This is a genomic window from Paenibacillus eucommiae (assembly GCF_017874215.1).
Lineage (GTDB): Bacteria > Bacillota > Bacilli > Paenibacillales > NBRC-103111 > Paenibacillus_AI > Paenibacillus_AI eucommiae.
On the sequence record NZ_JAGGLB010000041.1, the window covers coordinates 1 to 25,649 of the forward strand.

A 25,649-nucleotide genomic window follows, 5' to 3' on the forward strand; every position below is an offset into this window, starting at 1 on the left:
TCCTTTGTTTATAGCTCTGCAATGTGTTAGTCCTAACAACATTGTAACCTATGTGTGAACAAATTGGAGCTGTCTTACGTTCATCATAACTCTCTCAGCTTCAATCGCACGAACATCAAGCTCAAACGGACAATCAACAAGGGTTTTCTCATGATTGGAGGAGATTATCTAGCGGGCAAAAGCGCTATGGATGAAGAGCAGTTATACTTTACCGATGTTTACACGAAAATAGGATTAATTTTCTGGCTAATATGCAAAAAAAGCTGCACAGGGAACAAACTCCTGCAACAGCTTTTTCAGATAAATGACTATTTGATTTCAAAAGGATCGGCATCCTGGTGCAGCTTCACGCTCATTACTGTACCCAAAGATATCATGTTGATTAACAGTGAAGTTCCTCCATAGCTTATGAAAGGCAGTGTAATGCCCGTAAGCGGCATGAGACCGATAAGCATCCCGACATTTTCAAAAACCTGAAATACGAACATAGAAACGACTCCGACCACAATGTAGGATCCACTGATATGAACACTTTGAATCGAAATCTGAATCATGCGGTAGATCAGAATAAAATAAATCAGCAGCAGCACTGCTGCGCCGCGGAATCCAAACTCTTCACCAACAACAACGAATATCGAGTCTGAGTAAGCAAAAGGAATAAAGTTTCTGTGAACAAGGCTCCCTTTTAAAAAGCCCTCCCCGGCTAGACCTCCGGAACCGATAGCCCGCATGGAATTTTCCACCTGAAACTTATGATCCTTGGAGGCTTCATCAGGAAATAAAAAAGTATCCAGCCTATTTGCCCAGTGACCTACGCCAAGGTCCTTGAGAAAAGCATAAATAGGTTCATGGTTGTGCAGATAAAGCTGTAGAAGCAAATATCCTCCGCCTACAACAAGCACAAGACCTAATAGGAAATGACTGTACTTGATGTTGCCGATCCAGATCATACCCACAAGAATACCCAAGAAGATAACGGCATTCCCCAAATCGGGTTGGATGACCACTAGAACAAAAGGAATGAGTACGATGAAAACAGCCGGAATTAAATCTGTACCGAGCTGCAGGGTATCTCCCCTTCGTCTGATGAACCATGCCGTCAAGGCAATAATAAGAATATATTTAACCAATTCGGCCGGTTGGAAGCTGAACCCTGCTGGCAGCGGAAACCAGCCTTTGGCACCATTTGTAGCTTCTGCGAACAAATAGACAGCCACTAATAACACAATTCCCAGTCCATACAAATAAATAGCTATCTTGATCCAGACCCGGAAGTCAATCATACTAATTACAATAAAAGCCACAAACCCTACTAAGTAGGTGAGTAAGTTTTTGGAGATACTTATCGAGATTTTCGGGTGATCGATGGAAGCACTATGCACCAGCATAGTACTCATGCCCATAAACAAAACCAAAATGACAACAATGGGGATGTCAATCTTTTTCAGTTTAGTAAACAAGGCCTATCATCCTATTCCGATAAACTTTTTAATCTTTTTCAGAAATCCAGGCTTGCTCTCCAGCGGCATCAGCGGTACCGTCTCCCCCAAAACACGTCTAGCAATGTTCCGGTACGCTATGGCTGCCCGTGAGGTTGGGTTCATAACCGTTGGTTCTCCCGAGTTAGCCGCCTTGATTACATACTCGTCATCAGGCACTATACCCAGCAGATCGATAGCCAGAACAGAGCAGATTTCATCGATATCGAGCATCTCGCCCTTCTTCATCATGTTGGCACGGATCCGGTTAATGATCAGCTTGGGCGAAGAAATCTTTTCATTCTCCAATAGTCCGATAATCCGGTCAGCATCACGAACTGCTGCATTCTCAGGTGTGGTCACGACAATTGCTTTATCCGCCCCCGCTACTGCATTTTTGAAGCCTTGCTCGATACCCGCCGGACAATCAATAATGACAAACTCGAATTCTTTTTTTAGCTCCAGAATAATCGTCCTGACGCTCTCCGGGGAAACTGCATGCTTGTCCTTAGTCTGGGCGGCCGGCAGTAAATAAAGCTCTTCAAAGCGCTTGTCTTTAATAAGTGCTTGTGCCAATCGGCAGCGGCCCTCAACTACGTCGACGAGATCATAGATGATCCGATTCTCCAGCCCCATAACAACATCAAGGTTGCGAAGCCCGATATCTGTATCTACCATACAGACCTTCTTGCCCTGCAGTGCCAGAGCCGTGCCCAAATTGGCCGAGGTTGTTGTCTTACCGACTCCGCCTTTGCCCGAAGTAACTACGATTGCCTCACCCATTGCCCTTCAACTCCCACAATCTATTTTAGCTATATTCAAATCGAGCCCGTGTCAAGCTTGAGGCGGGTCCGGCCATAGTCGATGCAATTGATTCAGCTTATCAATCTCCATCTTGCCATCTTTTACGTAAGCATACTCCATGAATGCCTCTTCAATGCCCCATTCGTCAGGCGAACGGCTGATTAAGCTTGCTATCCGCAGCTGTGTAGGGCGCATATGAGAGGCTGCGATAACAGCGGATTCATCTCCGTCCATTCCAGCATGAGCCATTCCGCGCAGAGATCCCATTATGTAGACATTCCCTGTACAAGTAATCGTGCCTCCCGGATTGACATCTCCGATAAATAGCAGGTTACCGTCATGGTGAAGCGTCTGTCCGGAACGTACCATCCCTTTTACTAGCTTAATAGCCCGGTCTGCCTGTGCAGACGGTTTTTCAATCGGATCGCATTCAATGGATTGAATCAATAAATTTCCCTTATGGCGAATTATGGAGCGGACTTCTTCTTTTTGCTCCTCCGTAACCTCACGCTTCCCCAGCTTAACGTATACATGAATGATCGGTCCGGTCAAAATTTGCTCGTGCGTCTTTTCCAGCTTGTGCTGCAGTTCCTGAAGCAATGCGTTCCATTCGCACACATCATCAAGGAGGAAGACGAGACCGTCCTTGACACCTTTTATTGTCACATGATGCTTCGTAGTAGCCGACATATTCACTTTTCGACCTCCCAACCTATACATTTCGGTCCGTATCGCGCCTTTTCCTGCTTGCATTCGCGAATATTAATCCTCCGAACCGGCCTGCATAGGGTCTATTCTTTCCAGAAGCTTACGCAGAGGAACGTAGACCAGAAGAGCAAAGAGCAGATTAAGCAAGACGCTGGGCAGCATGTAATAAAAGAAAGCGAATTGCAGGTCGGTCTCCATAATGCTGAATAGCCGGTTCAGCCCATAATTAATGAATTCGAAGAGCAACTGCCCCAAACCGATAATCAACAAATTATAAAAAACAAGATTCGGCTGTCTGCGCTGGACAAGGCCCGCCAAGTAACCGACAAGCCCCATTGCAAATGAGTAAATACCGAGCATGTTTCCGTAATAGATGAAATCGTGAAGAAGACCGAATATAAGACCGTATATTAAAGCCGTATGACGATGAACAAAAAGTCCGATAAATATAATTAATACCAGTGTAAAATGAGGAGCAATAAATAGATGTGTGGTTTGCCAGCTTGCAGGCAAAATCCAGCTAATAATCGTTCCTTCCAATATGAAGACGAAAAACAACATCACCCATAGCAAGTGTCTTATCAAGTGGATCACCCCACCTCTGGAACTTCAACAACAAACACTTCACGAATATGGCGAAACGAAGCACGCGGCTCTACCAGAACCTTATGCGTGATACCAAACTCACCCGGGCCTATAGAAACGATTTTTCCAACTTCGATACCATCAGGAAAAACGAGCCCAAGCCCCGAGGTAATCACCATATCTCCAACCTGCATAGGGTCAGCTTGATCCACTCTATTCATTACCAAATAACCGGTATTCGTGTCAAAGCTTTCGATCATGCCAAAGGACTGGCTTTCTCTCCCTTTAACGGTGACGGCGATAGCCTTGGAATTACTGTCTGTGTCATTAATATTGTTGAGCAGTTGTACATTGGAATAAAACTCGTATACCGCATTCACTCTGCCTACAAGACCGTCGATCGTCATGACTGCCATATCCTGTTTGATTCCATCCCGCGCTCCCAAATTGATCGAGAGTGTATTATTATACGGATCGGGACTTACCGTTACAACTTCAGCTATATGATACGTATATTTGTTAGCCTGCTTCTGCCGCTCCGTGAAATTCAGCGCATCTTTGAGGTATTTATTTTGTGCCTCCAGCTTATTAAGCATCTGGGTATCACGCGCATATAAAGATACCGTCAGCTTAAGCGTCTTATTCTCCTCATAAATGACACTAAGCTGGCGAATGTCGTCAAAGAAACCCGCTATTGAAGCGGCGGGCTTGTAAAACAGTCCTTGCACCCAGGAAACAGTGTCTTTGACGAACTTTTCGGGCAAGGTCATTTGACCTCTATTGCCTAACGTTAGTCCCATCAGAATAAAAAAGCAAACTAGCCCTGACAGTAAAATAATCAGCCTTTTATTTCCCATGAATTTGAACACATTGAACACCTTCTACTTTTCACTTATCGCTTATATTTCGAGGTTGGTCCAGATCTGGTCTTAAATAAATGAATATTCTCGAGGGCCCGTCCAGTTCCAATCGCTACGCAGTCTAGCGGATTCTCTGCCACCATAACCGGCATGCCCGTCTCACTCATCAGCAGACGGTCCAGATTACGCAGTAAGCCGCCTCCGCCTGTCAATACGATACCACGATCCATAATGTCCGCCGCAAGCTCTGGAGGGCATTTCTCCAACGTTACCTTCACTGCATCCACAATAGCATTTACCGTATCCGTCAAGGCGTCGGTAATTTCGTCCGAGCTGACGCTTAACGTTTTGGGTAGGCCGGTCACAAGATCCCTCCCGCGGATTTCAAGCTTCTCAGGTTGTTCTAAAGAAAGAGCCGAGCCAATTTCCATCTTCAGTGCCTCGGAAGTCCGTTCACCGATCATCAAATTATAGGTTCGTTTGATATACTGCATAATGGCCTCGTCCATTTCGTCTCCGGCAATCCGGATAGAACGGCTGGTCACGATGCCTCCGAGTGAAATAACGGCTACCTCGGTTGTACCTCCCCCAATATCAACTACCATACTGCCTGTTGGCTCCCATACAGGAAGATCCGCGCCGATTGCCGCCGCAAAGGGCTCCTCAATCGTGTAAGCCTCTCTTGCGCCAGCTTGTTTGGTGGCATCCTCGACAGCACGCTTCTCAACAGCAGTAATACCGGAAGGAACGCATACCATCACATTGGGATGACGTGGAAGCATCCAGCGGTCCTTTTGCGCTTGTTTCAGAAAGTATCGAATCATAATAGAGGTTGTCTCAAAGTCGGCAATAACACCATCCTTCATCGGACGGATAGCCCGAATGTTCCCCGGGGTCCGGCCGATCATTCTTTTGGCTGCTTCGCCCACGGCTTCTATCGTTTTTGTATCGGTACGCAAGGCTACCACGGAAGGCTCCCTGACGATAATTCCTCTGCCCTTTAAATAAACAAGCGTATTCGCTGTACCCAAATCAATTCCCAAATCTTTTGTAAAGCCTCCGAACATAGCTGTGTTACTCCTTTCCCGCTGTTTCTAGTCTCATTATTGTGTACGCACAGATGTACATCTGCTTATTATATTACATATAGCCTTGTTCCTTCAAACTAACGAATAACTGGTCACCAATAATGATGTGATCAAGCACCTCAATTCCGATGATAGAACCAGCTTCAACAAGCCTTTGGGTCAGTTGGATATCCTCCGGACTCGGAGTGGGATCTCCGCTTGGGTGATTGTGTACGCACACAATGGAGGCGCTGCTTCGTTTAATTGCCGCCCGGAAAACTTCCCTCGGATGCACGATCGATGCGTTCAGACTGCCCATGGACAGTGTCTCCTGTCCTACCACATGATTTTTCGTATTCAAGAACAAACAGACGAAGTGCTCCTTCTGCAAATAGCGAAGCTCCTCACGCATCAAATCCGCAACGTTCTCAGGAGAACGAATCGTGACGGTCTCTTCAAGCTTGGTACGGGAAAGCCTTCTGCCCAGCTCAATGCCCGCTTGAATTTGCAAAGCTTTAGCATTCCCAATTCCCTTAATCTGGGTCAGTTGATCCTTGCTCATATCAACCAGACTCCGTAAGCCTCCACACTCGCTAAGCATTCTTTGCGCCAATCGCACAGCAGATTCCGAATAAGTTCCTGTTCTTAACAGAATAGCCAGCAGCTCTGCATTGTTCAATGCTTGTGCACCGTGCTCCATCATTCTTTCTCTAGGCTTGTCCTCATTCGGAATCTCGCGCAAGGTTAAACCGGTTGAATCCATGAATTCCCCTCTTCCAATTAGTAGATTTTGATCCTTTTTCTTCCGAGGTTTATTATAACATTTATTTGGACAAAAGGAGACTATTGAGATTACTCAATAGTCCCCTGCTTGGTGCCCTATTCTTTTGCGGGAATCGCTGGCGTGTTCATAATCCATTGATCCACCCTTATATGATCAAAAGATTCTCCCAGTTCTGAAATCCTTCTTAGCACACTGCTAATCGTATGCTGTTCAAAATAAGCTTCCATCTGCCGCTCAGCATCACCGAAAAAACTATCCATTACTTTCTCCATGTTCGAAGCAACCACGCACGGTTTGGAGATATCTCCCGAACACCAGTTAGGCTTTAATGATCCCTGCGAGGTAAGACGATAAATTTCGGCTAATGTCACCTTATCCGGATCACAATCCAGAATAAAGCCGCCTCCAATACCTTCCTTCGTTCGAACATATCCTCCTTTACGTAAAAAACCCATCACTTTGCGAATTCGTGCAGAGTGAGTGGATACGTTGCAAGCAATTTGCTCGCTGGTTGCCATATGATCGGATAGATGAGCCAGCAGCACCAAGCTGTGGACGGCTATGGTAAATTCACTGTTCATGGCTTCGCCTCCCGGCTTAAATTGTGATGAGCTTTAACGACTCTCTATTATAGTTAATTGTAACCGTTCCATGCAAGTACGTCAAACAAGCAGAATCCTGTACTCAGCTGCAAAAAGCATGCTCAGAGAACATGAATGTTAAAGGATTTAAGCTGATCACTAAGCAGTGAAAGCGGCAGTCCTACCACATTAAAATAGTCCCCTTCGATGCCCTCTACAATCGTCGCGCCTAGTCCCTGAATAGCATAGGAGCCAGCTTTGTCACTGGGCTCACCCGTAGCTATGTACCTGGCGATTTGCTCGCTTGACAATGGCTTCATTTTAACCCGGGTAACCCGATGTGATACTATGTGCTCCCCCGTTGCCGAATCCACACAAGCAACTCCGCTAAACACTTCATGGGTATTTCCCTGGAGTGCTGACAGCATGCGGAAGGAATCCTCTTCATCCACTGGCTTGCCTAGCACTTGTCCATCGAAAACAACAATCGTATCCGAGCCAATCACTACAGCAGACGGTTCCGAATGACTTCTTTGGGCATACACAGCGTTTGCTTTACGCAGAGAAAGCATCTCCACAATTTGTGCAGGTGACAATAGATCTTCAACGGTTTCATCCGCTTCGCTTACTCTAATTTCGAATGGCCAGCCAAGCGAGCGGATCAGCTCCTGTCTGCGCGGCGAAGAAGACGCCAGAATCAATAATTTGTGACTTGCTTGTGCCATATGTATCTGCTCCTTAGTTTTACAGCCTGCGGTAAATGAGAAAAGCACCTACCAGGCCTAAAATGCTGCATAAATTTAATTTAACCAGTAAATGAAACTCATATTTCACTACTTCCAAATCGGCCTTGGGCTCCCAGCTGATCTGCGCCGACTTGGTTAAAAAAGATAAGGCCGACACCGGCTCCAGCAGTTGACCAACAATAATCCCCGCAATAAGCCCGATCACTAAACAGACAATAAGTGTGAGATTGTTTTTACCCATTTTCGCCCTTCTCTCCTTCCGTCCTACCTGCTATTATACGTGCTTACCCTGTTTTTTTTCAATCCAGGACATATAATTTTTGGGTGATTGTTCCTACTTACAAACACAGCCTGTCCCTGTAGAATAAGATTGGGAGGGACTACACTTATGATAAAGCACAGCAAAACCCTTATCCTTGTCTTGGCTTTTCTGCTCTTGTTTCCTTATCAAGCCTTCGCTTACAAGATCGTTATTGACCCGGGACATGGAGGTAAAGACCCTGGAGCCATTGGTGTGAATGGCTTGCAGGAGAAGGTTGTCAATCTAGACATCGCACTAAAACTGCGTGAATTGCTGCAGCAAAAAGGCTACGAGGTTGTTATGACAAGGGAGAATGACCGCTACCTGACCCTTGCAGAGAGAGTCGTACTGTCTGATGCCGCCAATGCTGATCTGTTCGTTTCGGTTCATGCTAACTCATTCAAATCGTATAATAGAGGTACTATGGTCCTGTATTATGATAACGATTATCCGCAAGCCGATTATCCGGCCAGTGATAGGATGAAAGAACTAAGCGCATACAGCAAAAAGCTTGCACAGCAAGTACAAAGTTCGTTCGTGAATACTGTAGGTACAATTGACCTTGGACTTACAAAGAGCGCAGTATACGTAACAAGAATGGGAAGTGTACCAAGTATCTTGATAGAAACAGCTTTTCTCAGTAATAAAGAGGACGCTGCCATGCTCGCCGATGATGCTGTAAGAAAGAAAATGGCTGTCGGTATTGCGGAAGGGATCGCAGCATTTCAACCGCCTGTTTTTGTAGATACTGTTGGTCACTGGGCAAGGGATTCAATCCTTAAGGTAAAGGATAAAGGTCTGGTAGAAGGCGTTAACAATCGTTATGAGCCTGATCGGTCACTAACCCGGGCAGAATTTCTGACACTGATGGACCGCATGTTCAATTTCACTACATTATCTCATGCATGCTCATCCAAAACAGTAACAGAAGATACTTATGGCTGTAAATCTTCCCCTACAAGTGGGTTAAATACAGGTTTTACTGATTTGCCGACAACTCATTGGGCATATCCGACTTTCGCTAAAGCCCTCGAGCTCACACTCATCGAAGGTTATGAAGATGGCACCATTCATCCAGATGCCCCCATTACACGAGCTGAGGTTGCCGTATTGTTTCAAAGACTGCTCCAAGCAGAGAGCGCTGTTGCAAATGTAAATGTTCCAGCAGGTGAAACGCAAGCAAGCATGCAAAATCAAGCCTCACCGAGCTTTTTTAAAGACGTCCCTGCCGATCTATGGTCTGCCAAAGCTATTTATGAGTTAGCTGGCAAAGGGATTATAAACGGAATGACCGCTGCTGAATTCATGCCGCACCGTTCGATCTCAAGAGCGGAAATGGCTGCGATGATGGACCGGTATATATCAAAACCTTAAACAATAACGAAGAAACTATCCGATCTTTTTGCGGGTAGTTTCTTTCGTTTTTCAGATGCTTCGCTTATGTAATACTAATTTCTGAAAGCAATTCCTTTTGAGTAAGAATGTAACGCATCATGGACGATTGCGCCTGCCAGAGCATTGCCGCTGATGGATTCTTCTTATACTCCTCCATTGATTGAACCGCACTATTAAGTGCAGTATTCATTTGCTCGATCAAAGGCTTCACCTCTGCCACCACGGTTTCTTTCAAAGCTGCAGCCATTGTGGTCAATGCTTGATGAGTGGACCTTACACCTTGTATTGAAGAATCGCTTAATGGTGTTTGCGCCGTCTCTGACAAATGAACAACCGTCAATCCGCTCAGTATTTGAACCAGTTTATCTCCTTGAGCTAAATAAGCGCTCAGCTCCTCAGGCTTGGAGCCATTCCACCGTACATTCGAGACAGCTCCGATATCCACACTCTTGACGTATACCTCCACTTGCTGCTTCAGCGGAACGCTCAAGGACAGCGCGTCCTCTTTGTTCAGCGCAAACCCTACAAAAACAGTAATTTTATCGTTTTGCTGGGACGCTGAGGCGTATCCCTTTTTCTTCAGCTCTTCCTGTGCTGCATGTGCACTTTCCGTTGTACTGAAGATGCCATTTTGCAGGAAAAAATAGCTTTTTGCCGGTATACTAAGCGGCGTCGACTGCGTTGTATCAGCAGGCACAGCAGGGGGTTTGTCTGTTTCAGCAGTGCCTGAAGCTCCTTGCGCAGGCGTGACAGCAGTGGAAGGAACAGGGGCAGCCGTCTGTACGACTGCAACGATCGGATCCGTTGGCAAGTTGCCTCCATTTCCTGAAAACATGGAAAGCACAAAGTAGCCAAAAGCCAGTCCTGTAAATACAGCAGCTGCAATGGAGGTTGAGAGCTTAATCCAAGGGGTAGCGGTTGTCTTCACATATTTGGGACCCGGCTGCGTCTCCTGGTGATTGCCTGTCCAAGCTGACCACAGCTCAGGATTAAGCTCTGAGTTGTGTCCGTGATCAAGCGGATGAAGCCTGGGATCAACTCTAGGGTCTACTCTAGGGTCAATTCTATGATCGTGATCAAGACCAGGTGCGGGTGTGGTAGCGGGATCAAGCCTGGGATCTATCTCTGGCCCTTCTCTGAATAGCTCCCTTTTTTGGGGCCCTACAGGGGCGCTTCTTTCCCCCTCAATGACAGAGTTCCGGATGATTCGCTCTACCCGTTCGCTTTCGGTTTCAGTTGGCATGCTCCAGCTGCTGAAATTCGTAGAAAAAGCATTCAGCGGCTGATTGGGCGGTTTAACCTGGGTCGACTGGGTTTGCTGGGTCGCCTCAGTCGCCTGAGTTGCTTGAGTTGCTTGAGTTGCTTGAGTTCCAGGTGTTCTATGCGTCCCATTTGTCCCAGTCATCACATGAATCCTAGGTGTCGCTTGCGTCGCCTGAATGGGCCTACTAGCCTCCGCCGGCAATGTTTCTTCTATAACTTCAAATTCACTCTGAAATAAAGAAATAACCTTATCGTTATCCTTGTCCTTGATCGGAACGTCTGACGTACGACTGTCGTCTTTATTGCGATTGTGGTCAAACCGATAGGTGATTCTCGCTTTGTTCATATCATAGTCTCCTTGTCCGAATCTTATATTACTAGACTATGACCCAGCAGCAGAAAGTATGAGCAAATTTATCGTAAAGGAAAGTTCTCTTCAGACCTGACTCTATTGGAGTTTTAAAAAAATGACTGCTAGTATACTGTCGTTCTGCAGCTGACCAGCCCAATTAAGAAAAACGACTTGCAGCGTCCCTGGAGGAAGTTCGATCAAATCTTCACATGCGGACACTGTCACTTTTTCCTCCCCTACTCTCTGCTCTCAGCTACAATCGCCCACGAACACACAGTTCAAACCGATTGCTAGCAAGGTTTTTTCTTGTGAGTGGAGGAGATTTCCTTGCGGGCAAAGATGCTGGGGGGGTGAAAAGCAGAGCGCCTGGGTATCTGCTACTTTAGCGATGTTTTTCATCATTAAAAGCACCAGGTTGCCTCACAATCTTACTTTAACAATGAAAAACATCGTTAAAATCCCTTTTTGCCACCCTGAGAGGCCATCTGTCCAATTTTAGCGATGAAAAACATCATTAACGTGACGATTGACCCTGGAAACCCTTCATTTAACGATGAAAAACATCGTTAAGTCAAGCACACGCTCAATTTCCGGGTTGGCAACTGCTACGTGGCTGCGTCCTTCAACACTTAAATCACTTAAATCACTTAAATCACTTAAATCACTTAAGTCACTCAAATCACTCAAACTTTCACATCCGTAAATAAAAAAACAATAACCCTCAGAATAAACTGAAGGTTATTGTTTCTATGTGTTCACATCTGGCTCTCTGCTCCGCAGTGCTTTGGCCAGGCCATCTGCAGCTTTCCAGATATCGCCTGCCCCCATGGTTAGAACCAAATCGCCCCGCTGTACATGCTCGATTAAATATTGGAGCACCGCTTCTCTGCTCGGAATATGCATAGCGCTCGCATTGCTGTTCTTCTTGATCAGCTCCACGAGTTTATCCGAATCAACGCCTTCGATTTTCTTCTCCCCTGCAGGAGAATAAATGTCAGTGATGATGACTTGATCTGCTTCCTCAAAGCAGCGGCTGAACTGCTCGAACAAGTAGTAGGTTCGGGTATAGCGCTGCGGCTGAAACACAGCCACGATCCGCTTACCTGTTGCTTTGGCCGCGCTGATGGTGGCGCTGATTTCAGTAGGATGGTGGGCATAGTCGTCAATCACAAGAATATCGTCTACCTCGCCAAGCACTTGGAACCTTCTTTTAGCTCCTCTGAACTCTTGAATGGCTGCAGCAATCTTCTCAAAGCTGAGACCCGCTTCCAAGCAAGTAATCACTGTAGCCAAAGCATTGTATACATTATGCTTGCCTGGAACCGACAATTGAATCACACCTAGATCAGCACCCTGATATCGCACAGAGAAAGCAGCCTTGCGATCTCCCAAATGAATGTTGAAAGCCGTATAATCAGCATCGTTTTCGATTCCGTACGTAATGACCTCGCTCTTGATTTGCGGGATCAACACGCCAAGATCGGCATCATCCAGGCAGACAATGGCTTTGCCGCCCTCCCTCACTTGACTGAGAAACTGTGCATACGCGAGCTTGAGGTTCTCAAAATCACCGTTGTAGTTTTCCAAATGATCGGCTTCGATATTGGTCACTAGAGCCAAGGTCGGGTGATATTGAAGGAACGTACCGTCACTCTCATCCGCCTCGGCAACAACAAACTCCCCTTTGCCCGCTTTGGCATTACTGCCAACATTCATAATTTCCCCACCGATGATAAAGGTAGGATCCAGCCCGGTTAGCTCCATTACCGTGGCTATCATGGATGAGGTAGTCGTTTTGCCATGCGCTCCGGCAATCGCAATTCCTTTTCGCTCGTTCATAAGCCGGGCAAGCATCTGCGAACGATGTATGATCGGGATTTGAAGCTCTTCTGCTCTTTGAATTTCCACATTGTCCTTGGCCAAAGCAGTCGAATAAACGACTAAATCGGCTCCGCTCACATTTTCAGCCTGGTGGCCAAGAAATACTTTAGCACCTTTGGCCTGCAGCTTCTCGGTCAGCTCCTGCTGAGCCAAATCGGAACCAGAGATCCGGTATCCCATCTCCAGCATAACTTTGGCAATGGCACTCATGCCGTATCCGCCAATGCCGATAAAATGCACATGTTGCGTTCTATTCACGCCGTTCTCACCATCCTTTTTCAGAATCGGTTTGATAGTAAATCCAAGAACGAACATCGGAGATTAAATATAGCGTGCCGGATACGACCGCCAGATCATCCTGCTCGGTTCTGCTTTTCAAGGCTTCGAGCGCTAATTTCCAGTTTGGCTCGAGGATGATTTCAATTTGCAGGTTCAACTCGCTCATCAGCTCTTGAGCAAGCTCGGCTAACCGGGAAGCGTCCCCTTTTTTATGAAAATCCGGCTCCGTAAGTATAAGAGTATCCACCAATGGTAGTATATGCCTGAGATAGCCTGTATGATTCTTGGTTGAGAGCATTCCTACCATGAAATGGAGCCTATTATAGCTATAAATATCCGTCAAAGCGGCAGCAAGCGTCTCAGCCCCTTCCGGATTATGGGCACCATCGAGCAGAATGCGCGGATTTTGGGAAACCATCTCCAGCCTTCCGGGCCAGCGGGTCTCACTTAATCCCTTATAGAGATGATCATCATCCAGAATCAAAGCATAATATTGGCGAAGTACTTCCAGTGTCATGACAGCTACAGCAGCATTTTTCACTTGATGCTGGCCGTTCAAAGAAACAGGGACCTCCTTGAGCTGGCGGAACGGTCCATCAAAATGAAATGTTTGACGATCCATCTCACTAGAAACGGTCTCCAGACGGAACTGCTTGCCAAGCGTATAAAGCGTAGCTTTCTTAGCCTGGGCGGCCTGCTCCAGAACAGCGAGCAACTCAGGCTGTTCAACTGCCGTTACGACAGGAACGCCCGATTTGATAATGCCCGCTTTCTCGGCAGCAACCTGCTCCAACGTATTTCCCAGAATATCCATATGGTCGTGTCCGACATTCGTAATCACGGAAATAATCGGCGTGACAATATTGGTTGAGTCCAGCCTTCCGCCAAGACCTGTTTCCCACACAACAAAATCAGGGAATGCAACTCTGGCGAAATAAAGGATCGCGAGTGCCGTGGACACCTCAAACATGGTCGGAGAACCAAGCTCTGACTCTGCGATCTCATCAACAATCGGCTTGAGCTGATTCGTCAGTTTGACTAATGCTTCCTCTTCAATATCTTCGCCATTCAAAGAAATCCGGTTCGTGTACCGTTCCAGAAAAGGCGATGTGAAGGTGCCAACATCATAACCGCACTGATGAATAACACGGCTTAAATAAGCGCATGTAGAACCCTTGCCATTTGTACCTGCAACATGAATAAACTTTAATCTGCGTTCCGGATGCTCAAGCTTTTCCATCAATAGCTCCATCCGTTTAAGCCCCGGCTTAATGCCAACGGGTACCAGCTTCACGATCCAATCGACCGCTTCCCTTCCCGTCTGGAAAGGGTATGTTTGAGCAGTTGCTTCATTCATAGTCTCATCCTCTTCTGCCACATAAATACTATCCCTTTAATTCCACCAGCCGTGCGTTGACTTTGTCCCGCTTATCGATATAGTCGGCTAGCTTAAGCTTTTCCTCTTCTATCACTTTCACAGGCGCTTTGGCAACGAAGCCTTCATTAGCGAGTTTACGCTCAATCCGCTCGACCTCAGCATGCAGTGAAAGCAGTTCTTTATCCAGACGTCCTAATTCCTGTGCAATATCTATAAGACCAGCCAATGGCAAAAATAGCTCAGCACCAGTAACTAATGCCGTCATCGCCTTCTCAGGCGCAGCCAGGCTTGCGTCAATTTCAAGCTGCGAGGCATTGCAGAAGCGGCGGAGATATTCCTGGTTCCTGGTTAGTATCTCCAGCGCATCATCACTTGACGGTTTTACCAGAAGCTCAATCTTCTTGCTCATCGGTACATTGACTTCAGAGCGAATATTACGGACAGCACGGATGATGTCCATCAGCAGCTCCATTTCACGAACAGCTTGCGGCGCTTCGAAAGAAGCATTCTCCTTCGGCCATGCAGCAAGTGTGATGGTCTCGCCCTCATGAGGCAGATGCTGCCAGATTTCTTCACTAATAAACGGCATAAACGGATGAATCAGACGCTGTGTTTGATCCAGGACATAAGCCAGTACCCCTTGCGTTTTCTTTTTGGCCGCGGCATCTGTGCCATTAAGACTCAGCTTACTGAACTCGATGTACCAGTCGCAAAGATCGTCCCAGATGAAATTGTAGAGCAGCCGCCCTGTTTCACCAAACTCATACTGATCAATCAGGCGGGTAACTTCATGTACTGTTTCGTTCAGACGGTGCAGAATCCAATGGTTTGCCGTTCCCAGATCACCGGTCAGATCAATATCAGCAGTCGTAACCCCTTCTAAATTCATCAACGCAAAGCGTGAAGCATTCCATATTTTATTGGCAAAATTACGCGCCTGCTCTACCCGCTCCCAGCGAAAGCGCAGATCCTGCCCGGGAGTACTGCTAGTAGACAGCATGTAACGCATAGCATCCGCACCATATTTCTCGATGACTTCAAAAGGATCTACGCCATTGCCGAGTGATTTAGACATTTTGCGCCCTTCGGAATCGCGTACCAGCCCATGAATAAGAGCATCCTGAAAAGGAACCTGCTGCGTAAATTCAAGCCCGCTGAAAATCATCCGGGAAACCCAGAAAGGAATAATATCATAACCTGTGACCAGCACATTCGTTGGATAAAAACGCTGCAAATCTTCCGTCTGCTCCGGCCAGCCAAGTGTTGAGAAAGGCCAAAGGGCCGAGCTGAACCAGGTGTCGAGTACATCCTCATCCTGACGAATGTCGGCGCTGCCGCAATGCTTGCAGACAGCCGTGTCCTCGCGGGCAACCGTTATTCCATCGCAATCTGCGCAATACCAGGCCGGAATCCGGTGTCCCCACCACAGCTGGCGGGATATACACCAATCCCTAATATTTTCCATCCAATGCAAATAAATTTTCTCGAAACGATCCGGAATAAAACGGACCCCTTCTTCCGACTTCTGGGCGGCTACTGCTTTCTCGGCCAAAGGCTGCATGCTGACAAACCATTGTGTTGACAAATAAGGTTCAATTACAGCACCACTGCGTTCACTGTGACCGACCTGATGCAAATGGTCCTCAATTTTCTCCAGCACGCCTTGTTCTTTAAGATCAGCTACAATTTGCTTGCGGCAAGCGAAACGATCCATGCCCTGATAAGGACCCGCATTGGCATTCATTGTGCCTGATTCGTCCATCACCAGCACCTGCGGCAGATCATGGCGTTTGCCTACTTCAAAGTCATTCGGATCATGCGCCGGCGTTATTTTGACCGCTCCGCTTCCAAACTCTTTTTCCACATATTCATCGGCAATAATAGGAATTTCCCGGCCGATAATAGGCAGCACCAGCATTTGCCCAATAAGATGCTTATACCGCTCATCCTCTGGATGTACAGCTACCGCAGTATCTCCAAGCATCGTCTCAGGGCGCGTTGTAGCTACTACGATGGAGCTTGATCCATCCTTGGTTGTATATTTCAAATGATATAAATGCCCTTGTACTTCTTTATGCTCAACTTCGATATCCGACAGCGCTGTACGGGCCGCAGGATCCCAGTTAATAATGTAATTGCCGCGGTAAATAAGCCCCTTCTCATACAGACTGACGAATACCTCTCTAACTGCTTGGGACAGTCCTTCATCCAGTGTAAAACGTTCGCGCGAATAGTCGAGTGAAAAGCCCATTTTAGCCCACTGCGCATGAATCGAATCCGCGTAATGCTCCTTCCATTCCCAAACCTTCTCCAGAAAAAGCTCTCTTCCCAGATCGTAGCGGCTGACTCCATCCTCGCGCAGCTTCTGCTCAACCTTGGTTTGTGTCGCGATTCCGGCATGGTCAGAGCCTGGCAGCCAGAGCGTATCAAAGCCCTGCATCCGTTTGGTACGGATCAGAATATCCTGCAGGGTGCAATCGAGCGCGTGGCCAATATGCAGCAGTCCTGTCACGTTAGGAGGGGGGATCATAATCGTATAAGTTTCCGCCTCCGGGCGCGAGCCTGCTTTGAAAAATTCATTTTTGATCCAAAAATCATACCATTTCTGTTCCGCTTCCTTTGGATCGTAGGTTGTCGGCATTTGACTTTGTAGTGAGGTTTCATTAGCTTCGGTCATATGGCTTGCCTCCTTGATTAAAAAAACATAAAAAGCCCATCGCCCGCAAAGGACGAAAGGCTCGGCTTCCGTGGTACCACCTTCATTTCATGCTCACGCCAGATGACATATGCATGACTCTCAAACAGATAACGGCTGCTACCGGCAAACGCTAAAGAAACGCTTCTAATAAAAGCAAGCCTTACTATCACGTTCACAACTCCAGGGCGACTTGGATCGGTTGCTACCTATGAAACCTTTCAGCGAAGCAGTTCCACTCTCTGAAGGGCTAACCGTCTACTACTCCCTATCAACGTTTCCAATTATGATACATATGGATTTACATCATATAATAACGAACATTTGAGGTAGAGTCAATATTTTAGAAGCCAATTAGGAATCCTTTCTACTATTATGGGCAAAATCCACGAGAAGTATACATAAAAAAGATAGAAATGATGGGGCCAATAACATGAGAAAAACTGACTTGTGGGGTCCTTTGAGATGCGTGTTAGTGACGTTGGTGCATGTATGAGGGAATGGCTGTGGGATCCAGCCGCTGTTAAAGATTTGTTCCCTTGAATATGGTATAGATGAGTGGTAGGAACAAATCTTTAAAGGCGGATGCTACCGCTTTTCCTCCCACAGCCATTCCTATCTTTAGCTATAATCGCATGAATCAAACGAAACAAACGAACACGAAGCTCAAACGGGCAGCCATCAAGAGTTTTTCTCTTGATTAAGGAAATTGTCTAGCGGGCGCAGGCGCAGCCCAAGTGCAGTCGCTGCTCTGGAAATGAAGAGCGCGCGTTGCCGAGTAGGAATTGCTACAATAGATGTTGCTTCCTGAGGAAAGGGGATAGTAGCGATAGGGAATCCTGCACTCCCTTTTCTGATCCCCTAGATGAATGAACAGACATATACTCCATCACTGTAAGTCTGCACCATGTGACTGATTTCTTTGCCTTGCAGCGTCCTTTGAGGTGCGTATTCAACACTTGTATGCGTTACGGAGGGAATGGGTGTGGGCTGCAGCGCTCTTAAAGATTTGTTTCCTTGAATTGATATGTTTCCTTGAATGAAATGGATCAGGGAGTGGAACAACTCTTTACATGCAGACGCTACGCTCTTCCACCGATACCACTCTTCTCTCAGCTACAGAGTACCGAACAGGCTGCGCTCAAACGAACTGCCAGCATAGATCCCCCTCTTGCTAGAGAAAACTTCCTTGAGGTAGCCATGCTTGGGATGAAGAACTTCTACTTTAACGATGTTTTTCATCGCTAAAAGCCCTGGGCGCGGCAGTCCTCTCAACCTTACTTTAACGATGAAAAACATCGTTAAAATCCCTTATCACCACCCGGAGAGGGCGTCGGTCCTCTTTTAACGATGATAATCATCATTAACTTGACGGATTGGCCAGGAACATTTACTTTAACGATGAAAAACATCGTTAAGTGTTGCACACGGCTCAATTCGAGGGAGGCGGGCTGCTACTTGTCTGCTGCTACCGCTCCTCCTCAGACCCTGACGGAGCCATCCAAGCAGCTTACGGACATGAGATGCGCTATTTGTGACAATTAATGTCCTTTGGGGATCGCTACGGACATCAGATCCCTTATTCGACATAGATGGGCGCTTTTGGGCTCCTTTTGATTCAAATAGTATACCTGAGGTCCGTAAGCTTCCCTAAATAGGGGGATTTGCCACAAATAACGTCTCTCAGGTCCGTAACGATTAGCCTTCCCACTTTCCCACTACTTTGTCCCATACCCATACTACTGGCTCTTCCAAAACTTTTATAAAGGTACCCCTGTTTCATCCTTCAGTGCTGTAAGCACTTAAACTTTCTTGTCAGTCAATAAAAGCCCAGGGCCGATAGTTAATCAGCCCTGAGCCCCAACCCCTGCAGCTTGCATCCAAATTACTTGGAAAGATAAATAATTTGTCCAGCGGTAATCTCTTGATCACTGAGCCGGTTAATAAGCTGCAGCTCCCGCGTATTGACTTGATAGCGTTTGGCGATAGTCTCCAGCGTCTCTTCCTTTTGTACAATGCACATCCGGACCTTACGGAATTCCTGGGTTTCCCCTTCTGATTGGAGAAACAACTTCTTCCACTCCACAGCGTCGGACTTGGACTCTTCGGCGGCAGAAGCCGCAGATGCCGCTTCATCCTTGCGCTTGTCGGCATGCAGGACTGAATTTGCTTTGGATAGCAGCGTTTTAAGGCCATAGCTTTTCATTTCTACAGCTTCATCCGCTTTTTTGCCAAAAGCCAGCTTCATTTCCTTCTTTTCATCTTGCACCAACGGGGCTGCTTCTTCGTCAGCAAAGACTGCCAGGGCTTGATTCTCAGAGAACTCAGAAGAAGGTTCAGTGCCAGGATCATTCACCGCCTTGGTCAGCAGCACCGTCGGAAGCTCAACTACCTCCACCAGCTTTTCATTCTCCGCGGCAGCGGGAATTTCTGCTGAAGGCTCCGCCCGCGTGTTTTCCGCTTCATGCACGAAAAGCATCTCTTCTTCGTTCCAATCATCATTGTCCGAAGAAATCATTTCGACACCTTGCAAAGATAGCACGCCTGTGACATTGAGACTCCTTGGTGTGAGCAGGTCGATATCGAAATTCTCAATCTCCACTGCCACCTCCTCCAACCTCCCAATGCGATTTAGAGGAAGTGTAATCTCTACAGGGATCAAATGCTCCAAGGTGCGAATATCCTCACCCGAATCTGTCGTATAACTGCCGGTCAGGAGCAAATTTCCTTTGAGAATAGCTTGTTCATTTTCTGTCAGCACTTGAATGTGAGGAATCAGCTCTACCTCATTAAGCTCTTGTATTGCGGAAACCTCTTCTTGCACATGTACACGTTCATAAATATCGAATCTTAAACCGGATTGCTGATCGGCCACTGATGAAGTCCTCCCTTCAGTAAGTTCCTGGCGTATGATTGGACGCCTGAAATCTCCCATTTACTTGTTTGTCTCTAAAGTATATGGGTGAAGAGGGCCTGGCATGACTAGATTTTCAGTAAATCCGCAGCTTGGATAAAAGCAAAACAAAATCCTCCGGTAAGGGAGCGCTTACGGAAATAGATTCTTGTGAAACAGGATGATGAAAAAGCAGAGTTTTTCCATGCAGCGCTTGGCGCCCTGTCCATGTATTCGCAGCACCATAAAGGGAATCTCCCCACAATGGATGCCCTAAATGACTCAGGTGAACACGTATCTGATGAGTCCGCCCTGTTTCCAGCCGCAGCTCCAACAAAGAAGCTTCCCTGCTTTTATCCAGAACCGTATAGTGAGTCACAGCGGCATCTCCTCCGGGAGTTACCCGCCGTTTGCCTGAATGGTGACGATCCCGTCCGATTGGCTCTCGAATGACCCCGGCTGCCGATGCAAGCATCCCCTCTGCGACCCCTGTGTATATGCGTTCAATTCTTTTTTCACGCATAGCTTCATCGAGCAGCAGATGTGCCCATTCATTTTTGGCATAGAGTACCGCACCCGTTGTGTCCCGGTCAAGCCTGTGGATATGCCTTACAGAGCATGCCTGCCCCGTAGATTCGTAGTAAAAGGCAACCGCTGCTGCAAGAGTTCCCTGCTGACCAGCCTCAGATGGATGAACAGACATACCGGCAGGCTTGTTGATGACCAAGCAAAAATCATCCTCAAAAAGCACATCCAGCTCAGCATACTCAGGTACATAAGGACTCTTTTCGCTTTGAAAGAGGCGAAGCATCGGCCTGCCTCCCTGCAGCTTCACGCCTCCGCCTCTAGCCAATTTATGATAAAGCTTCTGCGGGACTGGCACATGCAGTGCAAGCTTCTCGCAGCTATCTGCATCCGCAGGACTCCAGCCTGGAATAGGACTACTCAGCTCCATCCACTCGCCCTTTCGCTTCCAGCTGATCATCTTGCTTCACTCTTTCGAAAAAGGATCAGTAATACAGCAAGCACAACAAGAAAGCCAAATATAACGGCAAGCAAATCCAAAGGAAAGCCGAACAAATAATAGGACTGCAGCTTAGCTATCATAACGATTTCAAAGCTTCGCGGTGAGCCTCAACGGTTGCAGCTATATCTTCATCAGAGTGGGCTGTGGAAATAAACATGCCCTCAAATTGGGAAGGAGCAACGGAGACACCAAGATCGAGCATACGTCCAAAGTAGTGGTTGAATTTAGCCATGTCCGCTGTTTTGGCAGTTTCATAGTTGATAACCTGCTGGTCTGTAAAAAATGGGCACAGCATGGAGCCAACTCGATTGATGGTGCTTGCGATTCCAGCTTCAGCGGCATTTTGCTTCAGACCCTGTTCCAGCTTTGCAGCTTTACGCTCCAGCTCTTCATATACACCTGGTTTGCCCAGAAGCTTGAGCGTTGTAAGCCCTGCTGCCATAGCCAAAGGATTGCCTGACAACGTACCCGCTTGATAAATCGGTCCCGCTGGAGCCATTTGCAGCATAATCTCTCTGCGGCCGCCGTAAGCCCCAACAGGCAAACCTCCGCCAATAACCTTACCTAAACAGGTCAGATCGGGTGTGATTCCATAAAGTCCTTGAGCGCAATGCTTGTGAACACGGAATCCGGTCATAACTTCGTCAAAAATCAGCAGGCTTCCATATTGCGCAGTCACATCACGAAGCCCTTGGAGAAATCCTGGCAAAGGCGGAACAACGCCCATATTACCGCAGACCGGTTCGACAATAATCGCTGCAATATCCTCACCAAATTTTTCGAATACAAGCTGGACTGCTTCTAAATCATTGTAAGGCACCGTAATTGTATTAGCCGCTACTCCTTCAGGGACTCCCGGACTATCCGGTAAGCCTAGTGTAGCTACACCAGAGCCTGCTTTAATGAGCAGCGCATCGGCATGTCCGTGATAGCTGCCCTCAAACTTGAGGATTTTGTTGCGTTTGGTAAATCCACGTGCCAGACGAAGCGCACTCATCGTAGCCTCTGTTCCTGAATTGACCATACGGACCATCTCCAGAGAAGGAACTCTCTCTACAACTAATTTGGCCATCTCAGTCTCCACTTCGGTAGGTGCACCAAAACTGGTTCCTTTAACAGCCGTGTCCATGATCGCTTGCAGCACTTCAGGATGTGTATGCCCCAAGATTAACGGTCCCCATGAGCCTACGTAATCGATGAAGGAATTCCCGTCAATATCCCAGACACGGGAACCACTGCCCCGCTCCATAAATAAAGGAGTAATGCCTACAGATTTAAATGCTCTTACCGGGCTGTTAACTCCACCAGGGATATACACTTTCGCTTCGCCGAAGGCTGAAGCCGACTTTGTGTCGATTCTTATCGGATTTTTCATGAAAAAGTACACCTGCCTCATCAAAGATATGTTAAAATAAGTGGGAAATCCAACCTGAACAAAGAGGGATGTTATGATAGAGTTCATCAAAAAGGTACCCTTGTTCGCCCAATTAAGCGAATTGCAGCTTCAGGCTATAGCGCAAATTTGCTCCAGAAAGCCATTTAAAAGCAGCACATTGCTGTTCTCGGAAAAAGAGCTCGGCTCTGATTTTTATATGGTTTCAAGCGGCTCTGTGAAAATCTATACAACAAGCGGAAATGGCGAGGAGAAAATACTTTCTATTTTCAAGCCGGGCGAAAGCTTCGGTGAATTGTCGCTGATAGACGGCAAGCCCCGCTCCGCATCCGCCAAAACCTTGGAGGACAGCACGCTCGTCATGATTTCAGGAACAGCATTTCTCGAGCTGCTGCGCAATCACTTTGACATTACACTTGGCATTATGCAGGAGCTGAGCCATCGTCTGCGTGATACGAATCAGCATGTGCATGATTTGACCTTTCTCGATGCCCGGACCCGTGTCATCAAAAGCCTGATTAAGCTAGCTAATAAGCAAGGCGTAAGAAACGGAAATACGATAACCATCAAGCTGATGCTCAATTTTGATGAAATTTCACAAATGGCCGGCGTGCAGAAAGCAACCTTGATGCAGGTGATCCGCGATTTGGAGGAGAAACAGATTTTGGCCATTTCGCCTTCCGAATTCAAGCTCGATTTAGCTAAGCTCCGTTAGATTAGCTTTGTTTGATTAGCCCGCTAGATAAGATCTGTTAGATAAGTTCCACTAGCTTCAGTTTGCAGTCTTGTCAGAGGAAGGCTCCGCAGCACGTTCCTGCACATATTTGAACATGTGCTGCGCCGCTTCATTCCCTTGACGAATACAGTCAGGAAGTCCTACGCCATGAAAGCCCGAGCCCGTTACGAATAACCCGGGAATTTCCTCATCCAGTTTTTTGCGAAACTCAGCAACGAGCTCCAGATGTCCTACAGGGTACTGTGGCATTGAATTAGGCATCCGCGTGATTTCATGAAATAGAGGCTCGGCATGAATCCCCAGCAATTCGCTGATATCCCCACGAACCTTGCTCAACAGCGTTTCATCGTCCCAGCCCATCCACGCTTCCTCACCCGATCGGCCCACATAGCAGCGCAGGAGCACCTTGCCCTCAGGCGCCGTATGCAGCCACTTGGCCGAAGTCCATGTGCAAGCTGTTATCGTCCTGCCTTCACTGCGCGGCACAACGAAGCCGGATGCATCCAAAGGAAAAGGGATATCTTTCCGGTCAAAAGCCATAATCACGTTTGCAACCGATACATAGCGGATCTTGCTAAGCTCATTGGCGGCAGGAAAGCGGCTAAGCAGCGCAGGCACCTGGTAAGCTGGTGAAGTTAATATAACCCCATCCACAAGCTCTCTTCTTCCGTTATCAAAAAGTACCTCGACCTGGTCGTTCTTTCGTTCAATCGAGACCACACTTTCCCCTGTCCGCATATCAACCTCCTGCAAAGCAAGCAAAAGTGCCTTGACAAGTGTTTGCAAACCTTTGCGATAGGTCAAAAACACCGAATTTCTAGCAATCGGCGGTAAATCTGCCGCTTCTGCCTGTGTGGCCTTGCGGTTCGCCATCATGCCCAGAATAAGGCTGCGCTTCTTGCGTTCCATTTCCCGAAATTGCGGAAAGGTTGCGCGAACACTCAGCGCATAAGTATCACCGGCATAAATACCGGCCAATAAAGGCTCAGCAATTCGCTCCAGCACTTCCTTACCCAGACGGCGCTCAAGGAAATGACCCAATGATTCATCTGCCGTATTGGCTCCCTTGGGGAGCAGCATATCCATAGCAGCGCGAACCTTGCCAAGCGGTGAAATTAGGCCAGTCCTCATAAAGGGAGTCATCTCAGTCGGAATTCCGAGCACGAGTCCAGGCGGCATGCGGTGCAGCTTGCCCTGACGGAGAATGTACGTCTTCTTCGCCTGCGGATTCGTGCCTGTGAGCTCCGGCCCCAGCCCAAGCTCAAGCGAAAGGTCGATTATCGGGCGCTTTCTCGATAGGAAGGAATCGGGCCCTCTCTCAATCACAAAGCCATCCCGTTCAAGCGTGTTAATTTTACCTCCGAATGAAGTGCCCTTCTCTACCAGAGTCAGCTGAGCTTCCACTCCCTCTGCCTTTAAACGCTTCTGTAAATAATAAGCAGAGCTAAGTCCTGTGATGCCTCCGCCGATCACCATGATACTTAGCTTAGAGGCCATAGGACCGCTTCCCCTCGCCCTGCGCTTTCTCAAAAACGACATCGCTGAGAGTTTCCAAGTAAAGAGGGTCCGTATTAAGTGATTCTGTTCGTTCAAGGTGGATGCCAAGTTCCTTGGCCAGAGATTGACATTCTATGTCAATGTCATATAAGACTTCCAGATGATCAGAAACGAAGCCTATCGGACATAAAAGAACTTTAACTACCTTTTCTTCGATGCTAATCGTGCGTAAGACATCAAGGATGTCAGGTCCAAGCCAAGGCGTAGCAGTCTGTCCCGCACTTTGCCATCCGAACTGCCAATTCGTAATGCCGACACTCTCAGCAATTGCTGCAGCCGTCGCAAGCAGCTGGTCAGGGTAAGGATCTTTCATTTCGAGAATTTTCTCAGGTAAGCTGTGTGCAGTAAAAATAACCCGAACTTCATCTGCTTTCGCTCCTTCGAACAAGCGAAGTGCAGACTCCACACGTGAGGATAATGCCTGAAGCAGCTTAGGATGGAGATGATAACTCATCACAAATTGAATGTTCAACCCAAGCTCTTCCGCTTTCTCCTTCGCTCGCTTTACATAACCGCCGACGCTCATGGTGGAGAAATGCGGTGCCAGAACGACCCCAACAGCTTCAGTAATTCCATCCTCAACCATTTGGGCAACCCCATCCTCAACGAAGGGCTTGGCATGCTTAAGTCCGTGATAGCAGACAAACTCAATTTCCGGATGCTCCCGGTTTAACGTTTCCTGTAAGCCCTGAAGCTGCTTGTTCGTGTTTTCACGAAGAGGAAAAAAACCGCCTACGATGGCTTCGTAACGGCTTTTCAATGCTTCGAGCTGCTCAGCCGATGGCGGATTGCCACGGCGAATATGCGTGTAGTAGGCTTCAATCTGATCGAGACTTTCCGGTGTGCCATAAGACATAACCAGAACGCCAATGCGGGCTTTTGTCAT

At 47.3% G+C, this 25,649-nt stretch carries 23 protein-coding genes and 1 other annotated feature; of the genes, 2 read left to right on the plus strand and 21 right to left on the minus strand.

The window, feature by feature from the left end; all coding sequences use genetic code 11:
- Positions 1–308 precede the first annotated feature (308 nt).
- The 10 genes from J2Z66_RS36345 to J2Z66_RS36390 all read right to left on the minus strand — a co-directional run bounded on the left by J2Z66_RS36345 (position 309) and on the right by J2Z66_RS36390 (position 7,854).
- Positions 309–1,460, minus strand: coding sequence for an FtsW/RodA/SpoVE family cell cycle protein (locus J2Z66_RS36345; protein WP_209977879.1), 1,152 nt, complete (start codon positions 1,458–1,460; stop codon positions 309–311).
- A 6-nt stretch (positions 1,461–1,466) separates the two neighbouring features.
- Complete coding sequence (minD, locus tag J2Z66_RS36350) at positions 1,467–2,261, minus strand: septum site-determining protein MinD (RefSeq protein WP_209977881.1); 795 nt, start codon at positions 2,259–2,261, stop codon at positions 1,467–1,469.
- A gap of 51 nt (positions 2,262–2,312) precedes the next feature.
- Positions 2,313–2,972 (minus strand): septum site-determining protein MinC, encoded by a 660-nt coding sequence (gene minC / locus J2Z66_RS36355; RefSeq protein WP_209977989.1) that lies wholly within the window; start codon positions 2,970–2,972, stop codon positions 2,313–2,315.
- A gap of 72 nt (positions 2,973–3,044) precedes the next feature.
- A complete protein-coding gene (gene mreD / locus J2Z66_RS36360) occupies positions 3,045–3,575 on the minus strand; it encodes a rod shape-determining protein MreD (protein ID WP_209977883.1) in 531 nt (176 codons plus the stop codon).
- Positions 3,576–3,580: 5 nt separating this feature from the next.
- Positions 3,581–4,444 carry a rod shape-determining protein MreC gene (mreC, locus tag J2Z66_RS36365; protein WP_312894956.1) on the minus strand — a complete coding sequence of 288 codons (864 nt, stop codon included), beginning with the start codon at positions 4,442–4,444 and terminating at the stop codon, positions 3,581–3,583.
- A 23-nt stretch (positions 4,445–4,467) separates the two neighbouring features.
- Entirely contained in the window at positions 4,468–5,502 is a 1,035-nt protein-coding gene (locus J2Z66_RS36370) for a rod shape-determining protein (protein ID WP_209977886.1), read from the minus strand.
- A 73-nt stretch (positions 5,503–5,575) separates the two neighbouring features.
- Positions 5,576–6,265 carry a RadC family protein gene (radC, locus tag J2Z66_RS36375; RefSeq protein WP_209977887.1) on the minus strand — a complete coding sequence of 230 codons (690 nt, stop codon included), beginning with the start codon at positions 6,263–6,265 and terminating at the stop codon, positions 5,576–5,578.
- Positions 6,266–6,381: 116 nt separating this feature from the next.
- Positions 6,382–6,867 (minus strand): RrF2 family transcriptional regulator, encoded by a 486-nt coding sequence (locus J2Z66_RS36380; RefSeq protein WP_209977889.1) that lies wholly within the window; start codon positions 6,865–6,867, stop codon positions 6,382–6,384.
- Positions 6,868–6,989: 122 nt separating this feature from the next.
- The gene (locus J2Z66_RS36385) at positions 6,990–7,592 is read right to left on the minus strand and encodes a Maf family protein (protein WP_209977891.1); all 603 of its coding nucleotides are present in this window, start codon (positions 7,590–7,592) and stop codon (positions 6,990–6,992) included.
- Positions 7,593–7,611: 19 nt separating this feature from the next.
- The gene (locus J2Z66_RS36390) at positions 7,612–7,854 is read right to left on the minus strand and encodes a DUF4321 domain-containing protein (RefSeq protein WP_209977895.1); all 243 of its coding nucleotides are present in this window, start codon (positions 7,852–7,854) and stop codon (positions 7,612–7,614) included.
- Between the two features lie 147 nt (positions 7,855–8,001).
- Here J2Z66_RS36390 and J2Z66_RS36395 point away from each other — a divergent pair, with 147 nt between their 5' ends.
- Positions 8,002–9,288: an N-acetylmuramoyl-L-alanine amidase gene (locus J2Z66_RS36395; protein WP_209977897.1), complete on the plus strand. Its 1,287-nt coding sequence runs from the start codon at positions 8,002–8,004 to the stop codon at positions 9,286–9,288.
- Positions 9,289–9,352: 64 nt separating this feature from the next.
- On the opposite strand, the gene J2Z66_RS36400 is transcribed toward J2Z66_RS36395, so the two are convergent.
- From J2Z66_RS36400 to hemL, 9 genes are all read right to left on the minus strand, one after another.
- A complete protein-coding gene (locus tag J2Z66_RS36400; protein WP_209977899.1) occupies positions 9,353–10,918 on the minus strand; it encodes an SPOR domain-containing protein in 1,566 nt (521 codons plus the stop codon).
- 549 nt (positions 10,919–11,467) lie between these two features.
- The gene (locus J2Z66_RS36405) at positions 11,468–11,611 is read right to left on the minus strand and encodes a hypothetical protein (protein ID WP_209977901.1); all 144 of its coding nucleotides are present in this window, start codon (positions 11,609–11,611) and stop codon (positions 11,468–11,470) included.
- Positions 11,612–11,671: 60 nt separating this feature from the next.
- Positions 11,672–13,063 carry a UDP-N-acetylmuramate--L-alanine ligase gene (gene murC, locus J2Z66_RS36410; RefSeq protein WP_209977903.1) on the minus strand — a complete coding sequence of 464 codons (1,392 nt, stop codon included), beginning with the start codon at positions 13,061–13,063 and terminating at the stop codon, positions 11,672–11,674.
- A 7-nt stretch (positions 13,064–13,070) separates the two neighbouring features.
- Positions 13,071–14,441, minus strand: coding sequence for a bifunctional folylpolyglutamate synthase/dihydrofolate synthase (locus J2Z66_RS36415; RefSeq protein WP_209977904.1), 1,371 nt, complete (start codon positions 14,439–14,441; stop codon positions 13,071–13,073).
- Between the two features lie 28 nt (positions 14,442–14,469).
- The gene (locus tag J2Z66_RS36420; protein ID WP_209977906.1) at positions 14,470–17,139 is read right to left on the minus strand and encodes a valine--tRNA ligase; all 2,670 of its coding nucleotides are present in this window, start codon (positions 17,137–17,139) and stop codon (positions 14,470–14,472) included.
- A gap of 45 nt (positions 17,140–17,184) precedes the next feature.
- Positions 17,185–17,441: a binding site (T-box leader), on the minus strand.
- An 832-nt stretch (positions 17,442–18,273) separates the two neighbouring features.
- Positions 18,274–18,456, minus strand: coding sequence for a hypothetical protein (locus tag J2Z66_RS36425; RefSeq protein WP_209977908.1), 183 nt, complete (start codon positions 18,454–18,456; stop codon positions 18,274–18,276).
- Positions 18,457–19,042: 586 nt separating this feature from the next.
- Positions 19,043–20,032 carry a LysM peptidoglycan-binding domain-containing protein gene (locus J2Z66_RS36430; protein WP_209977910.1) on the minus strand — a complete coding sequence of 330 codons (990 nt, stop codon included), beginning with the start codon at positions 20,030–20,032 and terminating at the stop codon, positions 19,043–19,045.
- Between the two features lie 115 nt (positions 20,033–20,147).
- Positions 20,148–21,035, minus strand: a complete 888-nt coding sequence (locus J2Z66_RS36435) for an RluA family pseudouridine synthase (protein ID WP_209977912.1) — start codon at positions 21,033–21,035, stop codon at positions 20,148–20,150.
- A 118-nt stretch (positions 21,036–21,153) separates the two neighbouring features.
- The gene (gene hemL / locus J2Z66_RS36440; protein WP_209977914.1) at positions 21,154–22,452 is read right to left on the minus strand and encodes a glutamate-1-semialdehyde 2,1-aminomutase; all 1,299 of its coding nucleotides are present in this window, start codon (positions 22,450–22,452) and stop codon (positions 21,154–21,156) included.
- Between the two features lie 73 nt (positions 22,453–22,525).
- On the opposite strand from hemL, the gene J2Z66_RS36445 reads away from it, so the two are divergent.
- Positions 22,526–23,185, plus strand: coding sequence for a Crp/Fnr family transcriptional regulator (locus J2Z66_RS36445; RefSeq protein WP_209977916.1), 660 nt, complete (start codon positions 22,526–22,528; stop codon positions 23,183–23,185).
- Between the two features lie 57 nt (positions 23,186–23,242).
- On the opposite strand, the gene hemG is transcribed toward J2Z66_RS36445, so the two are convergent.
- Together hemG and hemH are read right to left on the minus strand one after the other, a co-directional pair.
- Positions 23,243–24,703 (minus strand): protoporphyrinogen oxidase, encoded by a 1,461-nt coding sequence (gene hemG / locus J2Z66_RS36450; RefSeq protein WP_209977919.1) that lies wholly within the window; start codon positions 24,701–24,703, stop codon positions 23,243–23,245.
- Positions 24,693–25,649 carry a ferrochelatase gene (hemH, locus tag J2Z66_RS36455; protein WP_209977921.1) on the minus strand — a complete coding sequence of 319 codons (957 nt, stop codon included), beginning with the start codon at positions 25,647–25,649 and terminating at the stop codon, positions 24,693–24,695. Before hemH ends, hemG begins: the two co-directional genes overlap by 11 nt.